This is a genomic window from Bacteroides sp. 1001136B_160425_E2, from assembly GCF_015559655.1.
GTDB lineage: Bacteria > Bacteroidota > Bacteroidia > Bacteroidales > Bacteroidaceae > Bacteroides > Bacteroides luhongzhouii.
Genome location: NZ_JADMQH010000002.1, coordinates 66456 through 83734, shown reverse-complemented (window position 1 = coordinate 83734; position 17279 = coordinate 66456). Strand labels below are relative to the sequence as shown.

General features: G+C 41.5%; 12 protein-coding genes and 2 pseudogenes. 2 read left to right on the top strand and 12 right to left on the bottom strand.

All coding sequences use genetic code 11. The features are described 5' to 3' along the window. The 10 genes from I2I04_RS02285 to I2I04_RS02240 all read right to left on the bottom strand — a co-directional run. A partial coding sequence (locus tag I2I04_RS02285; protein WP_195654188.1) for an MFS transporter occupies nucleotides 1–1106 on the bottom strand: 1106 nt, incomplete at its 3' end. A gap of 16 nt (nucleotides 1107–1122) precedes the next feature. After that, the gene (locus I2I04_RS02280) at nucleotides 1123–2043 is read right to left on the bottom strand and encodes a glycerophosphodiester phosphodiesterase family protein (protein ID WP_185911642.1); all 921 of its coding nucleotides are present in this window, start codon (nucleotides 2041–2043) and stop codon (nucleotides 1123–1125) included. A gap of 30 nt (nucleotides 2044–2073) precedes the next feature. Then, nucleotides 2074–4605, bottom strand: a complete 2532-nt coding sequence (locus I2I04_RS02275; RefSeq protein WP_195472464.1) for a glycerophosphodiester phosphodiesterase family protein — start codon at nucleotides 4603–4605, stop codon at nucleotides 2074–2076. 21 nt (nucleotides 4606–4626) lie between these two features. Further along, nucleotides 4627–5973 carry a RagB/SusD family nutrient uptake outer membrane protein gene (locus tag I2I04_RS02270; RefSeq protein WP_009041181.1) on the bottom strand — a complete coding sequence of 449 codons (1347 nt, stop codon included), beginning with the start codon at nucleotides 5971–5973 and terminating at the stop codon, nucleotides 4627–4629. A gap of 12 nt (nucleotides 5974–5985) precedes the next feature. After that, nucleotides 5986–9405 carry a TonB-dependent receptor gene (locus I2I04_RS02265; RefSeq protein WP_143257240.1) on the bottom strand — a complete coding sequence of 1140 codons (3420 nt, stop codon included), beginning with the start codon at nucleotides 9403–9405 and terminating at the stop codon, nucleotides 5986–5988. Between the two features lie 170 nt (nucleotides 9406–9575). Then, on the bottom strand, nucleotides 9576–11135 hold the full coding sequence (locus I2I04_RS02260; protein ID WP_008643134.1) for an ATP-binding protein: 1560 nt from the start codon (nucleotides 11133–11135) through the stop codon (nucleotides 9576–9578). A 76-nt stretch (nucleotides 11136–11211) separates the two neighbouring features. Continuing rightward, a complete protein-coding gene (locus I2I04_RS02255; RefSeq protein WP_195654187.1) occupies nucleotides 11212–12192 on the bottom strand; it encodes a FecR family protein in 981 nt (326 codons plus the stop codon). Nucleotides 12193–12259: 67 nt separating this feature from the next. Then, nucleotides 12260–12856, bottom strand: a complete 597-nt coding sequence (locus I2I04_RS02250; RefSeq protein ID WP_143257237.1) for an RNA polymerase sigma-70 factor — start codon at nucleotides 12854–12856, stop codon at nucleotides 12260–12262. Between the two features lie 212 nt (nucleotides 12857–13068). After that, entirely contained in the window at nucleotides 13069–14367 is a 1299-nt protein-coding gene (locus tag I2I04_RS02245; RefSeq protein WP_195654186.1) for an outer membrane beta-barrel protein, read from the bottom strand. A 6-nt stretch (nucleotides 14368–14373) separates the two neighbouring features. After that, complete coding sequence (locus I2I04_RS02240; RefSeq protein ID WP_143257235.1) at nucleotides 14374–14922, bottom strand: RNA polymerase sigma factor; 549 nt, start codon at nucleotides 14920–14922, stop codon at nucleotides 14374–14376. A gap of 176 nt (nucleotides 14923–15098) precedes the next feature. On the opposite strand from I2I04_RS02240, the gene I2I04_RS02235 reads away from it, so the two are divergent. Then, on the top strand, nucleotides 15099–15821 hold the full coding sequence (locus tag I2I04_RS02235) for a NigD-like protein (protein ID WP_143257234.1): 723 nt from the start codon (nucleotides 15099–15101) through the stop codon (nucleotides 15819–15821). 126 nt (nucleotides 15822–15947) lie between these two features. Here I2I04_RS02235 and I2I04_RS02230 read toward each other — a convergent pair. Then, nucleotides 15948–16088, bottom strand: a pseudogene (locus I2I04_RS02230) (aquaporin); the annotation flags it as partial. Between the two features lie 11 nt (nucleotides 16089–16099). Between I2I04_RS02230 and I2I04_RS23120 the strand changes: the two are divergent. Next, nucleotides 16100–16215, top strand: a pseudogene (locus I2I04_RS23120) (EamA/RhaT family transporter); the annotation flags it as partial. Between the two features lie 18 nt (nucleotides 16216–16233). Here I2I04_RS23120 and I2I04_RS02225 read toward each other — a convergent pair. After that, nucleotides 16234–17160, bottom strand: a complete 927-nt coding sequence (locus I2I04_RS02225) for a hydrogen peroxide-inducible genes activator (RefSeq protein ID WP_143257233.1) — start codon at nucleotides 17158–17160, stop codon at nucleotides 16234–16236. Nucleotides 17161–17279: the final 119 nt, after the last annotated feature.

Below are 17279 nucleotides of genomic sequence, written 5' to 3'. Positions count from 1 at the left end.
AAACCACCCAGAAAACAGATCAAAACTCCGATACCTAAACCGAAAAGTACCATTGCCAACACGTCTATCCAAAAATGAGCTCCCGGAACTAAGAGAAACAAACAAAGTGCTATTACATTCATCAACCCAAATACTAAAGCTGGAATATTACGACTGCCGGAAAACATTTTATCGGAAATGATACCGGAAAATACCGTGCCAATGATTCCACAGATAGAACTGATTGATATTATAAAACTGGCATCCAACGTAGAATATCCCTTTTGAGCTTCCAGATAGAAAACACCCCAACTATTTACCGCATAGCGGCTAATATACATAAATGCACTGGACAGAGCCAAAATCCAAATTGCAGGATTCTTCAAGACAGCCTTTTGTGCTTTGTTAAAATCTTCCGTTTGTTTACCAGACAAAGAATGGGAATCCACAGATGAAGAATTTTTGTTCAACAAGAATCCCTGACTCTGTGGCGTATCACGCATAAAGACAAGCATCATAAAGAAACCTAATATCCCAATAATGCCAGCTCCAATCATCCCATACCTCCATCCCATCCAACTGACTAACAAGGCTATGGAAATAAAGGTTAATGCTTCACCCAAATTATGACTAGCAGACCAAAAGCCGTAAAAAGTTCCCCGTTCTTTACTACTGTACCACCGAGTGAGCGAAACCACTCCGGATGCTGCTCCCATTGACTGAAACCAACCATTCAATCCCCAAAGTAAAACAAAAGCATAAAAGGAGCTAGTGAAACCTAAACATAAATTTATCAAAGCGGAACACAATAACCCGGTAGACATAAAACGCCGAACATTACTACGGTCAGCAAGAAAACCATTCGTCAACTTACCCACTGCATACACAAAAAACAGACAGGAACCGATGATTCCTAATTGCGTTTCGGAAAATACTCCCTCCTCTACAATTGGCTTGCGCACTACGTTCATGCTAAGGCGACAAACATAGTAAATGCCATATCCGGTAGTAGCCGACAAAAATGTAGCCCAACGGATGCGCTTAAAGCGGGAAGAATCTTCTGAATCAGTCTCTCCCCCGGCTAGCGGGGAAGAGATTTTATAAAAATCCAATATTTTAAATGACATAACCGAAGTTTACATATTAATGAAAGGCGTCTATCTTATGCTCATTACGTTTCTTACGGGCTTGCAAGTATTCCAGTAAATAAGCAGTACGATCGGTCTGGATAATTGTTGCTCCAAGTTTATCTATCAAATATCCATATCCTTCATCCGGGTTTTCCAATGATTTGTCGTCATCATGTCCGCCTGCCATCGTATCCCAAAGGGTATTATACCAAATTTTACTTTTTCCTTCCAGCTTCGTCCTCACTTGTTTGGGGAATTGACAAGTATCCGATTCGAACAACAATTCGAAGGCTACCGGATGAAGTTCTTTCATGAAATCATCTATTTGCTGCATAGCTCCCGGTCGATCCAAATGTACGATTGGCATATATATGATCCGGTCTAAATATTTTCCCAAATCCTTTTTCACTTCTGCAACAGGCTTTGACCCCTTCATGATGATCTGTTCAACGGTTCCGGTTTTCTCCAAAATGGGGAAAATCTCATCGAATATCGGATAAGCCTTATCCAAATTTACCATAACGCGCCCTTTGGCCGTCAATAATGCTTCCTCCAATGTAGGCACACGATGTTTGGTTCTCAAAGCAGCGCCATTCTTCAGACGGAGTGTCCGGATAGAATCCAGTGTCCACTCGGCAACCTTACCTTTTCCGGTGGTCGTTCTATCCAAGGTCTTATCATGCATAAGGATCAACTGTCCGTCTTTGGTTTTCTGAACGTCCAGCTCCACGACGTCGGCTCCCAACCGGATAGAACTCTCTATTGCTGCCAGCGAATTTTCAGGTGCAAAGCGCCAATCCGCCCGGTGGGCGACTACGGTTACTTCTTTATTATCAGGATTCGTAATCTTTGCGTAAATTGCCTTCACCGGTTCATCTGCAAACAAGCGGAAAGGAAACAGCAAAATAATTCCTATTATCAGGTAGTTTTTCATATTCATTTTTATCATCTATACTTTGGGGGATTATCTATACTTTTTGGATTTTAAATACTTGGCAGCTAATTCGGCATAATCAGTCTGCACGACATTAATACGTTTGTTTATCATGCCTACCAGCCCCGAATAGTTGTCCGACAACATGTTCGTATCATTCGCTCCTACGATATTGGAGAATAAAAGCCAACCTTTGGATTTAATGTCTTCCGTCATCGCTCCTGCAAGAGCATCCGAGGTGGAAAGTTGCATCATCTGCACATTGTCCGTGTAAGATGAAGCAAAATAGGTAATATCATCTGAAGCTTTTGCCATCGGATGCAGTAACAGAGTGCTGTTCGCCGCTTTCAAATCGTATGCATAATTACGGTTGTTTGAAACATAAAGCAGGACTTCGTTTTCCATGTCGAGTTTTTTAAGTAATGCCACCATTGTCGCTACGGCAACGTTTTTGTTGACTATATCCAAGTTAAAATAAACCTTTCCTTTGCCTTTCTTCAATGCGTCCTCTAAAGTGGGGATTCGTTCGTTTGTCAGATTCCCTGCTGCATCTTTAAGATAGAGCTGCTGTAATTGCTGATAAGAATAATCTCCTACCGCACCGCTTCCGTTAGTGGTTCTGTCGATCGTATTATCGTGCATCAGCACCAATATTCCGTCAGAGGTGGGACGTGCATCAAGTTCGATCATTTCTACTCCTGCATTGATTGCATACTCTATGGAAGTTAATGAATTCTCCGGTATGCCATCGGCCATACCTTTCTGCGTGTTCGCCCGATGGGCACAAAGCCAGACCTTATAGGAACTATCATCAAATAAATTCTTTAAATCGGTCTTCAGATTTCCTGTAATAGGCAATTGTCCGCCCGGTTCGCCTCCCGGATTCTCTCCCGAGCCTCCCAACTGTGCACTGGTGTGGCGGCTGTCTTTCCCTTTCATCGGCCATGCCGAAGCTGCACATCCGGTTATACCTTCATCTTCCAAAGCTACCAGGACACTCTTCGACGGATCTACCGTGTGAGTAACGCCAATATAGATCGTTCCATCCGGTCCGATTGTAGGCGAACTCCAGATTTTTCCGATACCCGCTTCCCAGTTATCTTTTAAAGGAGAATCGCTCTCGCTAATCAGTGCAGCCAAGTCTTTTTTCAAGATCAGCTGTTCTTCCGAGGCTTCGGGTTTAATGATATAATAATTACCGGATTGCGTTCCAAAATGAATATTTCCGGCCTGATCGATTGCCGCACATCCACTGACGTCTTCCGGCACACCGTAATGCCATTGAATAACTCCATTAGGAGATAATGCAACAATTCCACCCGTGGCTTCGCCTGGAGCACGTTTTACCGTTACAATGATACTTCCGTCCAAGCCTATCACAACACCCCCTTGGTCTAGTGTTCCTACATTTCCTAACGAAGTACGCCATTTCTCAACCCCGTCGCTTCCAATAGCAAACGCACTGCTTCCTATACTCGGGAAGGTGGCAATTCCGTATATAGTGCCGGCTGCATCCACAGCTACGGAAGCATTCATGTTTTCTGAAGGCTTATCATTTCCCGAACTATATATTTGCCATGCCCACATCACATTACCACCTGTATTCAGCACAGACGCCGACGCGCCGAATAAGCCGTTCTTTCCACCAGCCCAAATTAATGTGTTGTTCGCCAATGCTATTCCGGCAGATACTCCTCCCGACGGGCCTCCGGAATTGTCTGCGTTTGCCACATAACCTACTCTGTAACCGGTATTCTTATCGACAGCAAGCACAGATCCCGTAGAGCCGCCATTACCCATATAGATATGATTCTCTCCAATCGCACAAGTCAGATAATTAATACGAGGCGTAGAAGCCTGTCCTTTATTCCAAAATCCTTTTTCAGCATCTCCGGCAACTACCCATTTCTTTGTTCCATCAGGATTGATGGCATATACGCGCCCTACTTTGCCACTTGTGTCACCTGTTCCTACATACACAGTACCATCCGTATCAATGCTTGGAGTGGTATGCGTATTACCGGACGGAGAATCACCGTCAGCCGATGTCCATAAGTCGAACTCCCACAATTGCTCACCGGTAGCGGCCGAGAATTTCCGCAAATAATGGTCATTGGAAGTCATATATACATTATTATCATCACTGACTGCCGGAGCCGTAGAACGGATTTCGCCCAATACGTGGGCACCCACCCATTTCAGTTTCACATTGCCGACTTCGGGCAGAGGTTCAGCTTCAATCGTCAATAATTTATGAGCCATTGCATAATTTCCTTTGCTGTCTTTCACGTGCAAAGTCACTGTATATGCCCCATTCGTTTCGTAAGTCACTTTAGGAGCAACTTCTGTTGAAGTCTCTCCATTCCCTAAATCCCATTGGCAGGTATAATTACCTTCTCCGCCTACTGTCTCATTCGTGATACTGACTTCTTCGCCTACATAGTAGGTTGTCTTGTCAAAAGTAAATTTAGCTGTCAGCGCATTTTCCTTCCAATCATCCGAGCATGCTGAAAGTAGCAGCAAGCAGATAAAAAACGTTGTTACTATTTTTATATTCTTCATACTTTGTTCTTTCTAAGATAATTAATAGCCTTCATTTTGAGGGTAATTTTCCTCTCCCGCCAAATCGCGTTCCGACTGGGGAACAGGATAATACATCAGGTAGTTTCTACCGTTCAAGGAAGAAAACAAGTCCAAACGGTTGGTTCGCTTCAAATCATACCATCGTTGACCTTCTGCATACAACTCGCGGTGACGCTCATCAAGTATTTGATTCTGAAACTCTATATCAGTCATATTCGAAGGCAACAAGACGGTTGCATAACGTTTGTTCATAAATTCTTTTAATGTAGCCAACCCATTGACTGCTCCCAATGCTTCCGCTTTAATCAGATACATTTCCGCCACACGGGTAACCACAATCGGGGTTTGTGACGGTTGTTCATTGGTAACAAACTGACCGGTACTTCCATTCGGGAATTTAATAATACGGCTATTATCTGCGCCAAATACTGCCTTTGCCCGTATATCCTTTGACTTTACGGCGGTATCATCATAAAGATGACTGTAACATTCGGTAGAAGGAGAGTAATCCCAAGTCGGATCGATGTCATTGACCGTCTGGTAGAATAACAGCAAACTTGTACTACGCTTATTGGCTAACGCAAAGACCAGTTCTTTGCTACTGCTATTAGAGACAAACGCTTGGGCATACTCAACTGATGTAGTACTCAATGCGAAATTTGATTTTGTAATCACTTTGTCAGCATAAGCTGCGGCATTTGTATAGTCTTTCAAGGACAAACATACTTTGGCATGAAGCGCATCACAAGCACTAAGAGACACATAAAAACGATCGGTGAAATCAGACAGTAATCCTTCTGCTTTAGCCAAGTCTTCTTTTATAAAACTCCACACTTCGGTTTCGGGGGAAATGGGAACGACGTCGTAAGTGCGCTTACGCAAGATAGGAACTCCTCCCCAGCGAGTGACCAAATGATAATAAATCAAAGCTCTGAAGTAGTATCCGGTCCCTCCTGTCTGCTTCACAACCTGACTCTCTTTATTAGATGACGCTTCGTATGTTTCGACCAAGAAATTAACTTGTTTCAAGGCTGTGAAACATTTCTGCCACTGGCTCAAAACTTCTTTAGAACTAGGAGCCATCAACATGGGGTCGTTCATGGAAAATCCGGGACCTGCCTTGAAATTCTCGCCTTTTACATCACCATCCATATAAAATTTGAATACCAGTTCTTCCATTTCGGCATACACTCCATTCAATAACTTTTCCAAATCGGATTCACTCAACATATCTTGAGGTATCTGATCTTTAGGCCGCATATCATCCAGTATACCTGAACAACCCGTCATCCACAAAAGGCAAATGCTACATAGCAAATAGTTGATTATAGTATAGTATCGTTTCATACATCTATATTTTTAAAAGTTTAGATTCAGACCAAAAATAAATGTTCGTAATACAGGTTGCAACCCGAAGTCAACTCCATAATTTGAGTCTCCCGGGCTACCGGAAAATGATGTTTCGGGATCATAACCGGAATACTTGGTGAGAGTGAGTAGATTATCAGCCGAAACGTAGACTCTTAATGAGTTCATGCGGAGTTTCTTAACGACTGATTCTGGCAAAGTGTAACCCAAAGTCACAGTTTTCAGTTTAAAATAGGAAGCATCTTCCAAATAACGTGTTGAAGTTTGCACGTTATAGTCATAATCATACCCGGTATGTGCTCCTATTCTTACAGGACGAGGGATCGTGTTGCTTGTGCCCTCTCCACGCCAGTATCCGTTAGCTACTTCTTTGCTTACATTAAAGTATTGCTCGACGGATTCGCCACGGTCGTTTACTTTTACATTGGACAGCGCCAATCCTAAATGGTCAGTACCTTCGGAACCGTTCACTCCCCGCCATGCCGACATCACTTTACCACCTACCGAGAATTGTCCGAACAATGATAAATCGAAACCTTTGTAAGAGAAGTTGGAGGTAATACCACCGTAAAAATCAGGAATGGCTTTTCCTACATTCATTCGGTCGGCGTCAGATATATCTCCGTCTTCATTATAATCGAAATATTTCACGTCACCGGCACGGACTCCTTTCGCATACAGTTTCGCAGGCACTTCGTCGTCACGCTGGTAGATACCTTCCATCTTTAACATATAGAATGTACTGATAGGCTGTCCGTTAATCAACGCATGCATCGAACCTCCTAAAAGGTTACTACCGCTGCTGGGAACAATATACATATCATTTCCTTCGATGAGAGAAAGCAATTTGTTCTTTACAAAAGAAATGTTACCACCCAAATCCCATTTAAACTTTCCGGTGAAGATTTTACCACTCAAAGCCAACTCAAGTCCTTTATTCTCTAATGAGCCGATATTGGACTGTAATGTGGTATATCCGGTGGTTGCATTGACTGGTTTCTTAAACAGCAGGTCGGTAGTCTTTTGATAGAACATATCTATGTTTAAAGTCAGGCGAGACTGAAACATTTCTATATCAAATCCGATATTAAACTGGCTGGCTTTCTCCCAAGTCAAGGCACGGGCATCCTGCGAAATCTGGAATCCGGCAGAACCGTTGTAAGAAGCACCGCCCGCACTAATCAGTGATAACGGAGCATAATTACTCACTCCTGCCATGCTACCTGTCATACCCCAGCTTAATCTTAACTTTGCATCATTGACGTATTTGTTTTTTGGGAAAAATTCCTCATTGGAGGCACGCCACGCAAAAGAAGCAGAAGGGAAATAGCCATATCTCTTGTTCTTCGCAAAGCGGGAAGAACCATCACTACGCAAAGAAGCATTCAGTATGTATTTATTGTCCCAATTCAAAGCGATTCGTCCGAAATAGGATTCTAAGGCATAAGAGGTATAACTAATATTTCCGGCGTAAATATTAGGACCTGCATTGATTAAATCAAAGTTGGAGGAAGGAAATGCGCCGTTAGCATAGTTATCACTCTTTGCCCCGAATTGTTCATAAGTGTATTTCTCAAACGAATGTCCCAACATGACGGAGTAAATTAGTTTATTCCATTCATTGTTGTAAGAGAATATATTATCTATCACATAGCGGAAACTCTGGTCTTTTTGTTCGGCTAATGCTCCCCAACCACTGCTATTTTTACGGGCATCATGCTTGTCCGACAATTTTTTAGATGTGTTGTCCAAAATACCATATACGCTTACTGTCGGTGTGTACTTAAATCCTTTGAAAGGAGTTACGTCTATGCTGAACACACCAGACAGTTGATATTTCTTAGCTACCCAGTCTTCTTCATTAATCAGCATCACCGGATTGTGGCGCAAAATATCTGTCCCGTTCACTTTATAAGATGTTCCGTCTTCTTTATAAGGTGAATACCAGGGCTGCTCCTCACGAGCTGTACGAAGTACTTTCAAGCTGGTACTCGTTTCTTCCAATAAGTCTGAACGGCTGGCCGAACCTGCCAGATTCATATTCAGTTTGAACAGGTTGTTTATTTTATGTGTGAATTTGGCACGCATATTATACTGGTCATAGCTGCTCTTATTCAAATATCCTTCTTGAGTATTAGCACCTAAAGAAGCAAAGAAGGTGGTCTTTTCATTTCCACCGGAAATGCTGATAGAGCCGGTACCTGTTTTCGAGTTTTTTCTTGATATTTCTTTCACCCAATTGGTTTCCTGAATTTGAGAAGGAACATACAATTGAAGGTTAGCTCCCATTTGCACATTGTAATTATCAATAGCGGCTTGCATCGTATTCATATATTCCATCGAATTGGCCATTTCAATGTCGCTGGCCAAATAAGCGAATCCGTAACGACCGGACACCTCTATCTTCGTCTTACCTTGCTGACCTGATTTGGTCGTTATCAACACAACTCCGGCATTGGCACGCGAACCATAGATGGCAGCGGCGGAAGCGTCTTTCAAGACTTCCATACTTTCAATGTCATTCGGATTCAGATTAGGATATTTTTCGCTGGGGATACCGTCGACCACATAAAGCGGCGAGCTTCCCCCACTAACGGAACCGATACCACGAACGGTGACATTCGGTGCTTCTCCCGGAGTTCCTGATGCAGAGGAGATATTCACACCCGCTACACGTCCTTGCAGCATTTTAATCGGATTATAGTCATTACCCTGATCTATATTTTCCATCTTTACTTTACTGATAGAAGTAGTGACCAGCTTTTGTGACTGGACTCCGTAGCCGACAACAACAACCTCGTCTATCATTTTACTGTCTTCCTGAAGTACAACTTTTACGAATGTCTGCCCTGTGGCAGAAAGGTCAACTGTTTTATAACCGATATAAGAGACGGTCAATATTCCCTTTTCCGGTACGTCTGCTAATGTGAACTTTCCATCAAAATCTGTAATCGTTCCGTGCGACTCACCTTTTATCACAATACTGGCACCAATGACTGGTTCGCCTTTTTCATCGACAACAGTACCTGTTATTTTTTTAGTTATCGATTTGTCCTGGGCTTTACGAATCAATACAATGACATTCTCTTGCTCTTTCTTGTAGGTTAACTCCATTTTACCCAAAAGTTGTTGCATGGTTTGTTCAATCGTTGCATCTTTCACATTTAACGATACTTTTTGATTTAGCTCCGGAAGGCTCTCATTATAGAAGAATTTGTAATTGCTTACTTGCTCGATTTTCTTTAACGAGGCCCTTAAAGAGATGTCTTTCACATTCACTGTTATTTGGGAATAAGCGGTGAAAGAAACGCTTAAAAACAATAGCAGACAGATAGCCCGCAGTGTTTTCCAGTTCTTACTTCTCCCTGCATTTGCTTGAGGGAGCTTTTCAAAGGTTGTTTTGTGCTTCATATATCAAAACTTTTAAGTTGTTTGATAGGTATACAGACTACTATACTCACTCGTCCAATCGCCTATCAGACTTTAACTCTCGTTAACTTATTCAATTCAGAGAACAAAAAAACCATTCCTAAGTAGTGGGCTCCGGAATGGCTCTATTCTATATTTTACTCAATAAACGATTATATTACTTTGTATTCACCAATATTACGTTCTTCAGCATTAAAGGAAACTCCCACTTTTACTAGCTCACGCCCGTCTGTCCGGTAAGGTAACAAATATCCTTTTTCATCTATTTGTTTCAGAGCTTCGTCTACTGTTCCTTCCAGTTTAAACTCAAATACATAAATACGGTCTTTCGTTTTCACCACGGCATCGGCACGACCTTTTGCGCTACGGACTTCTGCATCTACATATTGTCCCATCAACTTAAAGACGAGATAAAAGATAACCTGATAATGCCGTTCGGTCTTTGTGTTCAATTCGTAGGGAATGTCGGCAAAGAATGATTTCATACGTTCCATAAAGGAATGAACGTCGCCCGACTGAAGTTCACGGACAAACTTAACTGCATTAAAATCCGTTTCATCAGAAGAGATGGGTGTATAATAGGGGATCAGGAATTTAAGAAAGCCATATTTGACCTCATCATTCGGAAAACCTAGCGTATATAGGTTCAATGATTTATCAAAGTTTTTAATTGTCAGATAACCACTTTGGTAGATCATCGGAAGGGGATTCTTTGTCTCTGCACGGTATTCGGCAAATCCGGAACTTCCTACTTCCAAGCCATCTATCAGCAAACGTAAATCATAATCACTTTGTTTCAGTAGGTCTACAAGATAGGTAGGAGTACCGGTCTGGAACCAGTAATTATCAAACATTAATCCATCAAAGACATTGAGGACACTGAAGGGGTTAAACAATCCATCTTCGCTATATGTAAAGTGATAGCCATCGTACATCGCCGTCATTTTATCGACAGTATCTTCAAAAGACATCTCCTGCACTTCTGCCAACCGCTCCAACTCGGGAGTAAATGTGGATACTAACTCCTTTTTAGTAATACCACAAATATTGGCATAAGGAATTTTCATACTTATATCATTCAGTTGATTCAAATCACTGAATACACTTACCTGGGCGAATTTTGTGACTCCTGTCAAGAATATAAACCGAAGATAGCGGTCGGAACTTTTCAGTACACCATAAAAGGCTTTCAGAATACGACGGTATTCATCCAACAGGTTCTCATCTAAAAGGGCTTGCAGCAAAGGTTTATCATACTCATCAACCAATACCACAACTCCTTTTCCTGTTTTCAGGTAGGCTTGCTCAATGATATAACTAAAACGTTCTTCAGGACTACGGTCTTTCTTCTCATCACCATATACGGCTTCCCATTTCTCCAAATACTGGTTTAGCATGGCGACCAAATCTGCCGCCGTCTCATATTTTTTCGCATTCAAATCAAGATGTAGAACCGGATATTGCTCCCACTTCGTCTCTAACTTTTCAATTGCCAAGCCTTCAAAAAGGTCTTTACGACCTTGAAAGTAGGCCTCAAAAGTAGAAATTAACAGACTTTTGCCAAAACGACGGGGACGACTAAGGAAATAAGGCACTTTAGTAGCTGCTATCTGATATATAATGGCTGTTTTATCCACATACAAACACCCCTCTGCACGCATCTTTTCAAATGTCTGTATCCCTATCGGCAATTTACGTTCCAATGTATTCATTGCATCTTCAAATTAGTGTACCACAAATATAGACGTTATTCAATGAATAAACAAAGATACTCAATGAAAGTTCCACTTATTTCTCCTTCAAGACAATCACCGAACCGTCCATTTCATAATAGAAAGGTGAAGTAAGCATCAGGATATTCAATGCATTCTGTATACCGCCTCCCGGAATGGTTCCGGTGAAATATTCATTAGGTAGTTTATTGGAGTCGAAACGAATCTCTACGTCATAAATGCGTGAAAGGGTTTTCATTATATTTTCCAAAGATTCTTTCTCAAAATAGATATTTCCTTTCGTCCATTCAATGTAGTCACTCGGGTGTACTTGAGTGGCTGTTATCTTATGAGTGGCTTTATTATATTCTATTTTGTCGCCGGGCTTCATGATATGCGATGTTTTCTGCGCATAAACCCCTACTTTTCCTTCCAAAAGAACGACTGTCACGTCTTTAGCATCTTCATAGGCAGATACATTAAAAGAAGTACCGAGTACTTTCACTTCCAAATCGCCTACCTGTACTATAAAGGCGTGCTTTTCATCATGAGCTACTTTGAAATAGGCTTCACCATTCAGTTGCACATGACGTACATTTTCTCCGAAGTTATTCAGATAGCTTAATTGTGAAGCTGAATTGAGAACGACATTCGTTCCATCCGGCAATTCAATGGTTGCTTTATCTCCTTTATCGGCTTTTACTATAAAGGGAGCTCCCATTGTTTGCGAAGAATCTATAAGATAGTAGGTGAAGAAGGCAATACAAATGGGTAAAACGATGGCGGCAGCCCATTTCCAAGGATTCATGCGAACAGTTCTTGTTTTCTCTTTTCCTTGTGTCTCTTCTTTTCCCTGCGTCTCTTCTTTGATTCGGGCAAATAGTTTGTCACGCAGCATCGGATTAATATCAGCATCCGATTTGGAAAATTCTTCTTCCCACCAGTTTTGTAAATGGCGGTCGTTCTTTATCCAATCGGAGAGCTCTTTTATTTCAGCATCCGTTATATTTCCGTCGAAATACTTATCAATCAGTTCTTTATAATATATCTTATCCATCTTCTTTCCTACTTATTTACAAGTATACATTTTCATCCTATCTACTATCCAAAAACGTGTATTACAATTACATTTCATTAACAAAAAAGGCGATCAGAAGTGCAATTACCTTATCATAATGCTTCATCAACTGCTCACGCATAAACTTCACCGCCAAAGATAATTGTGTGGCGACTGTACTTTCAGAAATTCCCATCATTTCGGCTATTTCCTTATTCGTATAATTCTGACGCTTACTGAGGATAAATATTTTCTTTCGCTGTGCCGGCAATTCTTCTGCTAATGAGTCGATATAATCGTTTAAGAAACGGAGATCAATAGTATCTTCCGTCTGCGAATCACAGTCTAGTCCGCTTTTCAGCAGATATTCATTGTAAACATATTCAACGGTCTGACGCTGATACATATTCATCAGTAAATTCTTAGCTATCGTACAAAGAAAAGAAATAAACGAAGCGTTGGTATCGACTTTCTCACGCACTTCCCATATACGGATAAAAGTGGATTGCACTACTTCTTCAGCCATATATTGATTGCCGGAAGAAAGCCGCATAATGAAATTGTACAGTTTACCGCTGTACATATTATACAATCTTTCAAATGCTTGAAAAGAACCGTCTTTTAAATCAATTAATAAATGTTTTTCATCTGTAAAATTCACCATAGCTTAGAATTTTGCAACAAAGGTATGCAACCATAGACCATTAACAGGTGACAATATTATTAATATTTTCTCAATTATCCGATTTTTATGAGGAAAAAGATACTAATATCAGGATAGTGACGCCATCCGGTCAGGATAGTGACGCTATCTAATCAGGATAGTGACGCTATCTTGAACGGATACCGTCACTATGTTCAGTAAGGTAGTTCTCATTAATAAGTCAGGCGGATACCAGCCTGTATATTGAAATTAAACGGATTCTCTTTACGTATGGTCTGCATATCCGAACCGTCATTGAAAAAATAAGCAACACCGGGTTCTACGTAGATACCCAGACGTTTCGTTGCGTTCACCTGTGCACCTACCGCACCGGATACCGAGAATTGCAGAGGTTTCACAGTTTCTTTCTCGGAACCGAGCTTTCCATAAACACATTTCTCTACCATACCTCCACCGGAAACGTAGAGAGTAACGAATTTTTTATCAAGAAAATTCCAGTTGGCACGCAGCGGAATACCGACATAATGCAGTTTTTGCTCTATCTGCTGATCTTCACCCGCCAGTTTCGCATCCGAAGAAAGCAACGTGTAAGTCAATCCCGTTTCGAGAGAAAATCCTTTTGCCAGCCCTTTACGGACGGACAATCCGAAAGAAATAGGCTGATGGTGCTTAATGTCAACCACTTGTTTTGCCTGACGCAGATAAGGCACTCCATCTTCAAAAACCAATGTCTGATCGTTAGGTATCTCCATCAAACCGTTGGAAACAGAAAGCATACTCACACGAGACATATAAGCATGAGAGCCGGCACCGACTTCTGTGGATGCTCCGCCCGAATTTCCTACCGAGAGTCCCATGGACCATGTTCCTTTTTGAGATGCTCTTTTTTCTGCCGGAATATGCAGCTTGTCTCTGCCGGAAGGGCGACGCGGCCTGTTGTTCGACCGTTCGGTATCCTGTGACTGTATAGCCTGACCCACATTTTCACTGTCTACCTGTTTTGCTCCATTTTTCGTCTGCTCCGTCTCGCCTTTGAGCGTCTGGTCTTCCTCAATCACAGGATTAATTTCATTCCCTACTATAGTTTCGTTCCTATTTTCTATTGCAGATTGCTCTGCATTTGTTTTCTGTTCTGTAAAATTCTTATCAATTTTCGCCAAACGGTCTTCACGAGCCACAGGTCGCAAAACAGGTTCTACGGAAGTGCCCTGCACATCCGGCTGTTGCACACCCGGCAACGCATCGGGTATAGATGCCAATGCCGGAGTTTTTATATGACGTATTTCATCCGCAGCCGGTGTCCCCAGAAAATACAGACTTACTGACGAAACGACAGCTAACAATATAACAGCCGCAGCAGCCATCATCCATTTTCGATAAGGATATATTTTCTTCTCCACAGGAGGCATAAGTTCTTTCTCCAGTTGTTCCCAACCGGAAGCAGGCACCGGCTCGGAATAATCCGCGAGCTTCTCCTTCAACTTATTCATCCACAATTCTTTCTCTTCCATCTCTATCTATCCATTATGCATTATCCATTCTTTTACTCTTTTTGCCAATACACTCTTCGCACGAAATAGTTGCGAAGCCGAAGATTTTTCATTAATACCTAATTCCTGTGCGATTTCTTTATGCGATTTGTCTTCGAATGTATAAAGATTAAACACTGTACGATATCCGGCAGGTAGTTCTTCTATAAACTGCATCAACACTTTCTGTGGAATAGCTTCTACATCAGAAGCGTCCGGTTCTTCATATTCTTCAGGCAACTCTTCTAATGGTGCCGACTGATTGATTACATCATTTTTCCGGAGATATTGCAAAGTTGTGTTGACCATCACCCTTTCCATCCAAGCCCGCAGGGAGCCTTCACCCCTCCAGGTGAACTTGTCGAAGGAATCGAATATCTTTAAAAAACCGTCGTGAAGCAGATCCTGGGCCGTATCACGGTCGCCGGTATAACGAAGACAGATGCCAAACAGACGTCCCGCATACTGCTCATACAGTTCTTTGCGAGCTTGGTTATTGCCTAGCCTGCATTGTTCCGACAACTCTAATTCTTCCATTCTCTTATACACGTGTTTAACTTATAAATGCAGCAAAGATAGAAATACTGCATAGAGAGAACAACTCTTTTATCACTTTTGTTTCTTTAACAGATTCAAATGCAATATTTTCTATCCCACTGCATTTTCACAATACAAAGGAACCATTTTATATAATCTAAAACCTAAGTAAGTATATGAAGAAATTGAAATTCATTGCCTTTATCTTTGCTATTATGACTACAATGCCGATTCTCCAGTCATGTTTGGACAACGATGACAACCCGTCCGATCTTCTGGTTATCAGTACCATCAATATGATTAGCCAGGATAGCAAGGAATTTTATTTCACTTTGGATGACGGGAAAAAGATGTATCCCAGTAATGCGCAAGGATGGAATAATAAAGATTGGGTGGAAGGACAACGAGCTTTTGTGATATTTAACGAGCTGGAAGAGCCTGTGAATGGATACGACCATAATATTCAGGTGAGAGGTATCAATCCAATCTTAACTAAAGACATCATCACGATGGGTGAAGATGACAATGACGAAGAAAAAGTCGGAGATGACAAGATCAACACGACTTATATGTGGATCAATAAGGATAATAAATATCTGACGATTGAATTCCAATATTATGGAACGCATAGTGAAGATAAAAAACATTTCCTGAATCTGGTGATCAACGACAAAGAAGAGTCTGCTCCCACTACTGACGAGGACAATGCGGAGGACGAATATATCAATCTGGAATTCCGTCATAACAGTGAAGGTGATTATCCTCAAAGCTTAGGCGAAGGATATGTATCTTTCAAACTGGATAAGATTAAAGACCGGATGGAAGGAAAAAAAGGATTAAGAATTCGTGTCAATACGATCTATGGCGGACCGAAAACTTATGAAGTAAAATTTCCCTAAGATTATAAATCTAATGTAAACGTGCAAAACACACTCTTTTTTAATATAATATATTAATTACGCAAAAGAGGGCGGTAGTTGTGAAACTGCCGCCCTTTTATCTTTATATAAGAAGTTATTCTTATAAAGGGAAGTCCCTGTGATGGGAATACATACAATATGTACCAATACAAGAGTCAAACCGGTGGCAAGTCCTGCCAGATTGCCCGCTCCCCTCTTCGAATCGGTAGAGCCGAGCACCACTAATACAAAAATGAAAGCAAAGACAAGCCAATAAAATGAACAAAGGACTTTTTTACATCATATTTGCCTCTACCACATGGACCACATCGTAAACGCATTTATCAAGCAAGGATCGAGCTATGACTTCACTCCTATGAATTTCTCCGGAATCCTCTCAATCTCCTATTTATTATAGCAAACATTGTATGGACTGCAAAGTAAGCATTTCTTTGGGGACCGCTGCTTTTATTTCCTCTTTCAGAACACATAGCAAACTGTGACGAATGAAATCTCTATTTGTCACCAGCACCACCTGCCGCGTCGGTCGGGGGATAGCAAACGGACGTACTAATTGTCGCTGTTCTTCCGTCAATTGAGTTACTGCCAGTTCGGGAATAAAAGTGATTCCTTTTCCACTTTCTACCATTCTCATAAAGGTTTCCATGCTTCCCAAACGATAAGCCATCTGACTAACCTTCACCGCTTCCATCTGACAGAAACGGACAAGTTGGTCACGAAAACAATGTCCTTCGTCCAAAAGCCAAAGATGTTCACCGGTTATATCGGAAGTGCGGATAACGTCGTGTTTGAATGAGGGTTCTTTCCGTGATACATAAGCATAAAATTGCTCATAAAAAAGAGTTTCTTCCGTCAAGAATGTATCTTCTAATTTACTGGCAATAATCCCTGCATCCAAATCACCGGCATGCAAAGCCTGCTGAATATCCTGTGTTTTCATTTCCGTGACACGAATATCCAGTTCGGGATATTTCTCCATCAGTTGAGGGAAAAAGCGAGGAAGCAAATAAGGAGCGATAGTTGGCAATACTCCCAAACGGAACACACCTGATAATGACTGCTTATCTTCACTGATGATTTCTTTTACTTGAGCCGCCTGTGCTAGAATCACACGAGCCTGATTTATCACTTTCTGCCCGATGGGGGTCGGACAAACAGGTTGTACCGTTCTATCGAACAATTTTACTCCCAATTCATCTTCCAGCTTCTGAATCATGGCACTCAAAGTGGGTTGCGTCACACGGCAATATTCGGCTGCCCGTGCGAAATGCCTGAACTGATCTACGGCTAGTATATATTCTAATTGTTGTATCGTCATCTATCAAATCATATTAAGTTATAGATTTCATCTATGCAAAGATAGAAATTTTCAGTTTGACAACAAGCATTTTCCGCCTTATCTTTGCAGTACAGAAAAAAAGAAAACAAGTATAAATC

What these genes read in the sequence shown, in the direction of transcription:
- I2I04_RS02275 (WP_195472464.1), bottom strand. Translation starts at nt 4,605, where the DNA reads ATGAAGAATATAAAAATAGTAACAACGTTTTTTATCTGCTTGCTGCTA.
- I2I04_RS02255 (WP_195654187.1), bottom strand. Translation starts at nt 12,192, where the DNA reads ATGGATAAGATATATTATAAAGAACTGATTGATAAGTATTTCGACGGA.
- I2I04_RS02270 (WP_009041181.1), bottom strand. Translation starts at nt 5,973, where the DNA reads ATGAAACGATACTATACTATAATCAACTATTTGCTATGTAGCATTTGC.
- I2I04_RS02250 (WP_143257237.1), bottom strand. Translation starts at nt 12,856, where the DNA reads ATGGTGAATTTTACAGATGAAAAACATTTATTAATTGATTTAAAAGAC.
- I2I04_RS02260 (WP_008643134.1), bottom strand. Translation starts at nt 11,135, where the DNA reads ATGAATACATTGGAACGTAAATTGCCGATAGGGATACAGACATTTGAA.
- I2I04_RS02235 (WP_143257234.1), top strand. Translation starts at nt 15,099, where the DNA reads ATGAAGAAATTGAAATTCATTGCCTTTATCTTTGCTATTATGACTACA.
- I2I04_RS02225 (WP_143257233.1), bottom strand. Translation starts at nt 17,160, where the DNA reads ATGACGATACAACAATTAGAATATATACTAGCCGTAGATCAGTTCAGG.
- I2I04_RS02240 (WP_143257235.1), bottom strand. Translation starts at nt 14,922, where the DNA reads ATGGAAGAATTAGAGTTGTCGGAACAATGCAGGCTAGGCAATAACCAA.
- I2I04_RS02245 (WP_195654186.1), bottom strand. Translation starts at nt 14,367, where the DNA reads ATGGAAGAGAAAGAATTGTGGATGAATAAGTTGAAGGAGAAGCTCGCG.
- I2I04_RS02280 (WP_185911642.1), bottom strand. Translation starts at nt 2,043, where the DNA reads ATGAAAAACTACCTGATAATAGGAATTATTTTGCTGTTTCCTTTCCGC.
- I2I04_RS02265 (WP_143257240.1), bottom strand. Translation starts at nt 9,405, where the DNA reads ATGAAGCACAAAACAACCTTTGAAAAGCTCCCTCAAGCAAATGCAGGG.